We start from the raw sequence: 6,847 nt of genomic DNA on the forward strand, positions 1-6,847 counted from the left end.
CGTTCATATAACGATTTGCGTCATAAATTAGCTGCACCGCAACACGGTGCGAGTGACTTCCTTAGGAGATTTGCAATGAAATTCGGATTCACCTTGCGCGCCGTGTGTGCCGCCGTTGCCGTGGCCGGTGCCGTCATGGCCCCCGCCGCCCACGCTGGCACAGCCTCCAAGACCAAGTACCCATTGGTGCTGGTTCACGGCTTCATCGGCTTCGACAACATCGTGGGCATTCAGTACTTCTACACCATCCCCGGCGCCCTGCGTGACGACGGCGCCACCGTCTACATCGCCTCGGTCAACCCCTCGCAAACCACGGAATTCCGCGGTGAAGAGCTGATCCAGCAGATGAAGCAATGGGCCGCCAAAGACGGCGTCAAGAAGTTCAATCTGATCGGTCACAGCCACGGCGGCCCCACCGTTCGTTACGCGGCAGGCACCGTGCCCACCATGGTGGCCAGCGTGTCCACGGTGGCCGGTACCCACTTCGGCAGCAAGGTCGCTGATGACATCCTGGCGGGCACCACCCCCGGTGGCGGCTTCGACCAAACCGCCACGGCGGGCCTGAAGCTGATCTCGTGGTTGACTGGCAACAAGACCACCAGCGACACGGACCTGCTGACCGCCTTGAATGCGCTGAGCGCCCCCGGCGCGGCTGCTTTCAACGCCAAGTACCCCGCTGGTGCGCCCACCACGGTCTGCGGTCAAGGCCCCAGCAGCGCCAAGGTCGCTGGCAACAGCATCCTGTTCTACTCGTTCTCGGGCACCTCGCTCAAGACCAACACCAGCGACATCTCCGACGCGCTGTTGGCCTACACCGGTGACTACTTCAAGGGCGAGGCCAACGACGGCTTGGTGTCGCGTTGCTCCAGCCACTGGGGCAAGGTCGTCAAGGACAACTACCCCTGGAATCACCTGGACGAAATCAACCAGGTCCTGGGCGGCATCGGCAAGGGCGCGCCTGAACCCGCAGCCTTCTACAAGCAGCATGCCAACCGCCTGAAGTGGGCTTTCCTGTGATGGGTTGATACTCCGGGCTGAGCACCTCAGCCTTTGAGTCAGGCAAGGGTCGCCTCCACAAGAGGTCGGCCCTTGTTGTCGTTTGGCGTCATAGGTTTCCCGGGTGTGGTGTGCGCGACTTGCCCGAATAATGCGGGCAGCCGGGAAATTCCCTTGGCTTTGACAGGACGTGTGTGATGCAAGTGCGTGGAATGTGGGCGACGGGTCTGTTGGCCGTCGTCATCGGGGTGGGCAGCGTCGTGCTCTGGCAGCGCTCTTCTACCGAGACTTCGGTGTCGGGGCCGCAGGGCGTCAACCAGGAAACCAAGGGCTGGGGCTTCATCGGTGGCCCCAAGGACACGGCGGCCAGCGCCGCGGCGGCCTCCGCGCAAGTGCGCTCTCCGGATCAGGTGCGCGTGCGCCTGTTCAAGGAAGGCTCTTTTGCCGGCACCGAGCCCGCCGGCAACTGGTGCGTGAGCGATCAGAAACTCAAGCCTTGTCCGGAGCTGCGCAGTCGCTTCGAGTACTACGTCCTGGGCCTGGGCGAAGTCACCATCGAAGAAATCCGTGGCCTGATCCAGGACGAGGCCAAGCGTGCCAATGGCGATGCCCTGGCCGCCCAGATCATGGCCGTCTGGGACAAATACTGGCAGGTGCGCACCTACGCCTGGCGCCACAAATTCATCCAGGCCGACCGCAGCACCTGGATGCCGGTGTTCGAGGAGCAGCGCGCCGTGCGCCGTCAGCTCCTCGGCCAGCCCTGGGCCGAAGCCTTCTTCAAGGAAGACGAGCAGCACTTCCAGGAGTATTACGCCCAACTCGAATCCGGCTTGCCGCCACCACCTGATCCCGGCGAGCCTGTGCCCCAGATGGCCCCCGGCAAAGACCCCGCCGCCGTCCGTGCCGAGCGCGTGGCCCGCTATGGCGAAGCCGCCGCCAACCGCCTGGACAAGGCCGATGCGGAATGGGCTGACTGGGAGCGCCGCCTGAACGCTGCCAAAACCGAGTGGGATCGCTTGCAAAAGGCCGCCAACCTGTCGGATGTTCAGCGCAAGGCTGAAATGAGCGCCTACATCAAGTCCAACTTCGCGGCCGACGAACAACTTCGCGTGCAGGCCCTTTTACACCTGTGATTGCACCTGTGATCACATGGCCTCTGGCAAGACTCCTACAATGACCTCATGATTGCTGTTGACGCCACCATCGAACGACTCCACACCGCCCGCGAACTCCTGCTCGCGCCCTACGGTCTGGATGAATCCACACTGCTCAAGGCCCTCAAGGTCATCACGGAGCACCGCGTTGACGACGCGGACCTGTACTTCCAGTACACCCGCTCCGAAGGCTGGAGCCTGGAAGAGGGCATCGTCAAATCCGGCAGTTTCGGCATCGACCAAGGCGTGGGCGTGCGCGCCGTGTCTGGCGAGAAAACCGCTTTTGCCTACTCTGACGACATTTCCGAGGCAGCCTTGCTGGACGCCGCCCGAACCGTCCGCACCATTGCCTCCGCCGGCCAAAGCCGCCGCGTCAAGGTCGGATCGCAAACCGTGGCGGGCAGCCGCACCCTTTACCCCGCCTTCGATCCCATCGCCTCGCTCGACAGCGCGGAGAAGGTCGCCTTGCTCGAAAACATCGAAAAGCGCGCCCGCGCCAAGGACCCCCGCGTCGTGCAGGTCATGGCTGGTCTGGGCTGTGAGTACGACGTCGTCATGGTCGCCCGCGCCGACGGCACCCTGGCCGCCGACGTGCGCCCGCTGGTGCGCCTGTCGCTCACCGTCATCGCCGAGCAAAACGGACGCCGCGAAGTGGGCTCCTCCGGTGGCGGTGGCCGCTTCGGCCTGGCTTATTTCACCGACGACATGCTTCAGCGCTACGTCGATCAGGCTGTGCACGCCGCCTCCGTCAATCTGGAGGCCCGCCCGGCGCCCGCTGGCGAAATGACCGTGGTGCTGGGTAATGGCTGGCCCGGCATCCTGCTGCATGAAGCCGTCGGCCATGGCCTGGAAGGCGACTTCAACCGCAAGGGCTCCAGCGTGTTCTCGGGCCGTGTCGGCCAGCGCGTGGCCGCCAAAGGCGTCACCGTGCTCGACGATGGCACCATCCCGGACCGCCGCGGCTCCCTGAACGTCGATGACGAAGGCTGCGCCACCGAGCGCACCGTGCTCATCGAAGACGGCATTCTGCGTGGCTACATCCAGGACGCCACCAACGCGCGCCTCATGAAGGCCAAGCCCACGGGCAACGGTCGTCGTGAAAGCTACGCCCACGTGCCCATGCCCCGCATGACCAACACCTACATGCTGGCCGGCGACAAGGATCCGCAAGAAATCGTCGCGTCCATCAAGCGGGGCCTGTACGCGGTCAACTTCGGCGGTGGCCAGGTCGACATCACCAGCGGCAAGTTCGTCTTCTCGGCCTCCGAAGCCTATTGGGTCGAGAACGGCAAGATCCAGTACCCGGTCAAGGGTGCGACCCTGATCGGCAATGGTCCCGACGCGCTCACCCGCATCAGCATGATCGGCAATGATCTCGAACTGGACAGCGGCGTGGGCACCTGCGGCAAAGATGGCCAAAGCGTGCCTGTCGGTGTCGGCCAACCCACTTTGCGCATCGATGGATTGACTGTTGGCGGAACTGCTTGACACTCTTTCCAAAAGTAGTGCATAATCGACTTCTTCGCTGAAACAAGGTTTGAGTTCCAGCCCAAGTCCCTCGACTGACCTGATGAAAATTCAGTGCGGTTGCTGCGGCGGGTAAATCAAGGGCTCAGGCTTTATTTCAGATCCGCCCGTTCTACGGGCCCAAGACTGACTGTTCGTTGTTGTGCAATTTTTGCGCAGCCGAAAAGCCAAGTTGGGGTAAGTACACCATGATTCAAATGCAATCGCGACTTGACGTCGCTGACAACACGGGTGCCAAGAGCGTCATGTGCATCAAGGTGCTCGGTGGCTCCAAGCGTCGTTACGCCGGTATTGGCGACATCATCAAGGTCAGCATCAAAGAAGCTGCTCCTCGTGGTCGCGTCAAAAAAGGCGAAGTCTACAGCGCTGTGGTCGTCCGCACCGCCAAGGGCGTTCGTCGTCAAGACGGTTCGCTCATCAAGTTTGATGGCAATGCAGCTGTGCTGTTGAACGCCAAGCTGGAGCCCATCGGCACCCGCATCTTCGGCCCCGTGACGCGTGAACTGCGTACCGAGCGCTTCATGAAGATCGTGTCGCTGGCTCCTGAAGTCCTCTGATCCTCTGGCGTAGCTGCAAAGGACACACAGCCCATGAACAAGATTCGTACAGGCGACCAGGTCATTGTGTTGACCGGTCGCGACAAAGGTAAGCGCGGCACCGTTTCGGTCCGCGTGGATGAAGACCATCTGGTGGTCGATGGCGTGAACATGGTTAAAAAGCATGTTCGCCCCAACCCCATGAAGGGCACCACCGGCGGCATCGTTGACAAGACCATGCCCATTCACCAGTCCAACATCGCCATCTTCAATGCCGCCACCGGCAAGGCTGATCGTGTTGGCATCAAGCTCCTGGCTGACGGCAAGAAAGTTCGCGTCTTCAAGTCCAGCGGCGAAGAAATCAAGGCTTGAGGTTCAAGATGACTCAACAAACTGCACGCCTGCAAGACTTTTACCGCGAGACTGTCGTTCCGGCGCTCGTTGAAAAGTTCGGCTACAAGTCCGTGATGCAAGTGCCCCGCCTGACCAAGATCACCTTGAACATGGGTGTCTCGGAAGCGGTGTCCGACAAGAAGGTCATGGAACACGCTGTGAGCGACCTGACCAAGATCGCAGGCCAAAAGCCCGTGGTCACCATGTCGCGCAAGGCCATCGCCGGTTTCAAGATCCGCGAAAACATGCCCATCGGCTGCATGGTCACCCTGCGTGGTGTCCGCATGTACGAATTCCTGGACCGTTTCGTCACCGTTTCGCTGCCCCGCGTTCGTGACTTCCGCGGTATCTCGGGTCGTTCATTCGATGGTCGTGGCAACTACAACGTCGGTGTGAAAGAACAGATCATTTTCCCGGAAATCGAGTACGACAAGATCGACGCGATCCGTGGTCTGAACATCAGCATCACCACCAGCGCGAATACCGACGACGAGGCCAAGGCCCTGTTGACGGCATTCAAGTTCCCCTTCAAGAACTGAGGTAGACCGTGGCAAAACTGTCTCTGAAGCAACGCGAAGAAAAGCGCGAAAAGCTGGTGGCGCAATACGCCAAGAAGTACGCCGAACTGAAAGGCATCATCAATGATGCCAAGAAGTCCGACGAAGAGCGCTACGCCGCTCGTCTTGAGCTGCAAAAGTTGCCCCGCAATGCAAACCCGACCCGTCTGCGCAATCGTTGCAGCTTGACAGGTCGTCCGCGCGGTACGTTCCGCCAATTTGGCTTGGGTCGTTCCAAGATCCGTGAATTGGCTTTCGCTGGCGACATCCCCGGTGTCACCAAGGCAAGCTGGTAATCGGCTAGGGCACGAACAGGAGTTATTCCATGAGCATGAGTGATCCCATCGCCGACATGCTGACTCGCATCCGCAACGCACAAATGGTCCAAAAGACCAGCGTCACGATGCCGTCATCAAAGTTAAAAGTCGCGATCGCCCAGGTCCTGAAGGACGAAGGTTACATCGACTCTTACGTCGTTGCAGGCGAGGCTACCAAGCCTGCGCTTGAAATTTCGCTGAAGTATTACGCCGGTCGCCCGGTCATCGAGCGCATCGAGCGAGTCAGCCGTCCCGGCCTTCGCATCTACAAGGGTCGCCACGACATCCCTCAGGTCCAAAACGGCCTGGGTGTTGCCATCGTGACGACGCCCAAGGGTGTGATGACCGATCGCAAAGCACGTGCTGCCGGTATCGGTGGCGAAGTGCTCTGCTACGTCGCCTAACCCTTAGGAGCATCGCAATGTCCCGCGTAGGAAAAATGCCGATCGCCGTCCCGAAGGGTGTGGACGTGCAGATCTCTGCAGAACAAATCACCGTCAAGGGCGCCCTGGGCACCCTGACCCGCCCTCAGCACCGCCTGGTCGCCGTGAAAAACGACGCCGGCGTGTTGAGTGTGGCGCCGGCTGACAACAGCACTGAAGCTGATGCCATGTCCGGTACCATTCGCGCCCTGTTGAACAACATGGTCAACGGCGTGAGCAAGGGTTTCGAGAAAAAGCTGACGCTGGTCGGTGTGGGCTTCCGTGCCCAAGCCCAAGGCCAGAAGCTGAACCTGCAAATCGGGTTCTCTCACCCAGTCGTCAAGGACATGCCCGCCGGCATCAAGGTCGAGACCCCGTCTCAGACCGAAGTGCTGATCAAGGGTGTGGATCGTCAGGTCGTCGGCCAGATCGCCGCAGAAGTGCGTGCCTTCCGTCCTCCCGAGCCCTACAAAGGCAAGGGCATTCGTTATGCCGACGAGCGCGTGGTCTTGAAAGAGACCAAGAAGAAGTAAGGAGCTGATTCATCATGTCTACCAACAAGAAAGAACAGCGCCTGCGCCGCTCGCGTCAAACCCGTGCACGCATCGCGCTCCAGGGCGCGGCCCGTCTCTCGGTGTTCCGCACCAACCTGCACATCTACGCCAGCGTGATTTCTGGCGATGGCAACACTGTCATCGCCTCGGCCTCAACCGCCGAAAAAGAAATCCGCACCCAATTGGGCGCGGCTGGCAAAGGTGGCAATGTGGACGCCGCAACGCTGATTGGCAAGCGAATCGCCGAAAGGGCGAAAGCTGCTGGCGTCGAGAAGGTGGCTTTCGACCGTGCGGGCTTCGCCTACCACGGCCGTGTCAAGGCATTGGCTGAAGCGGCTCGCGAAGCCGGTCTTCAGTTCTAAGCCGCGTCTGGCAACCGGAAGGAATTCAA

10 protein-coding genes are annotated in these 6,847 nt (G+C 60.8%); all 10 read left to right on the forward strand.

What is annotated here, in order from left to right; all coding sequences use genetic code 11:
* Positions 1-75: 75 nt before the first annotated feature.
* The 10 genes from Q7V20_RS02255 (at position 76) to rplR (ending at position 6,818) form a co-directional block, all read left to right on the forward strand.
* Entirely contained in the window at positions 76-1,017 is a 942-nt protein-coding gene (locus Q7V20_RS02255) for a triacylglycerol lipase (protein WP_304786711.1), read from the forward strand.
* 176 nt (positions 1,018-1,193) lie between these two features.
* Positions 1,194-2,129: a lipase secretion chaperone gene (locus Q7V20_RS02260; RefSeq protein WP_304786714.1), complete on the forward strand. Its 936-nt coding sequence runs from the start codon at positions 1,194-1,196 to the stop codon at positions 2,127-2,129.
* 48 nt (positions 2,130-2,177) lie between these two features.
* Positions 2,178-3,638 carry a metalloprotease TldD gene (tldD, locus tag Q7V20_RS02265; protein WP_304786716.1) on the forward strand — a complete coding sequence of 487 codons (1,461 nt, stop codon included), beginning with the start codon at positions 2,178-2,180 and terminating at the stop codon, positions 3,636-3,638.
* A 227-nt stretch (positions 3,639-3,865) separates the two neighbouring features.
* Entirely contained in the window at positions 3,866-4,234 is a 369-nt protein-coding gene (gene rplN, locus Q7V20_RS02270) for a 50S ribosomal protein L14 (RefSeq protein WP_125241506.1), read from the forward strand.
* Between the two features lie 33 nt (positions 4,235-4,267).
* Complete coding sequence (gene rplX, locus Q7V20_RS02275; RefSeq protein ID WP_300543800.1) at positions 4,268-4,585, forward strand: 50S ribosomal protein L24; 318 nt, start codon at positions 4,268-4,270, stop codon at positions 4,583-4,585.
* Positions 4,586-4,593: 8 nt separating this feature from the next.
* On the forward strand, positions 4,594-5,145 hold the full coding sequence (gene rplE / locus Q7V20_RS02280) for a 50S ribosomal protein L5 (protein ID WP_300543798.1): 552 nt from the start codon (positions 4,594-4,596) through the stop codon (positions 5,143-5,145).
* Between the two features lie 8 nt (positions 5,146-5,153).
* Positions 5,154-5,459, forward strand: coding sequence for a 30S ribosomal protein S14 (gene rpsN / locus Q7V20_RS02285; RefSeq protein ID WP_304786728.1), 306 nt, complete (start codon positions 5,154-5,156; stop codon positions 5,457-5,459).
* Between the two features lie 29 nt (positions 5,460-5,488).
* A complete protein-coding gene (gene rpsH / locus Q7V20_RS02290) occupies positions 5,489-5,884 on the forward strand; it encodes a 30S ribosomal protein S8 (RefSeq protein WP_230180426.1) in 396 nt (131 codons plus the stop codon).
* A 17-nt stretch (positions 5,885-5,901) separates the two neighbouring features.
* Positions 5,902-6,435 (forward strand): 50S ribosomal protein L6, encoded by a 534-nt coding sequence (gene rplF, locus Q7V20_RS02295; protein WP_304786731.1) that lies wholly within the window; start codon positions 5,902-5,904, stop codon positions 6,433-6,435.
* Between the two features lie 14 nt (positions 6,436-6,449).
* Positions 6,450-6,818 (forward strand): 50S ribosomal protein L18, encoded by a 369-nt coding sequence (rplR, locus tag Q7V20_RS02300; RefSeq protein WP_290663592.1) that lies wholly within the window; start codon positions 6,450-6,452, stop codon positions 6,816-6,818.
* Positions 6,819-6,847 lie beyond the last annotated feature (29 nt).

The sequence above is a fragment of the Aquabacterium sp. genome, assembly GCF_030652515.1.
Classification (GTDB): Bacteria; Pseudomonadota; Gammaproteobacteria; order Burkholderiales; family Burkholderiaceae_C; genus Aquabacterium.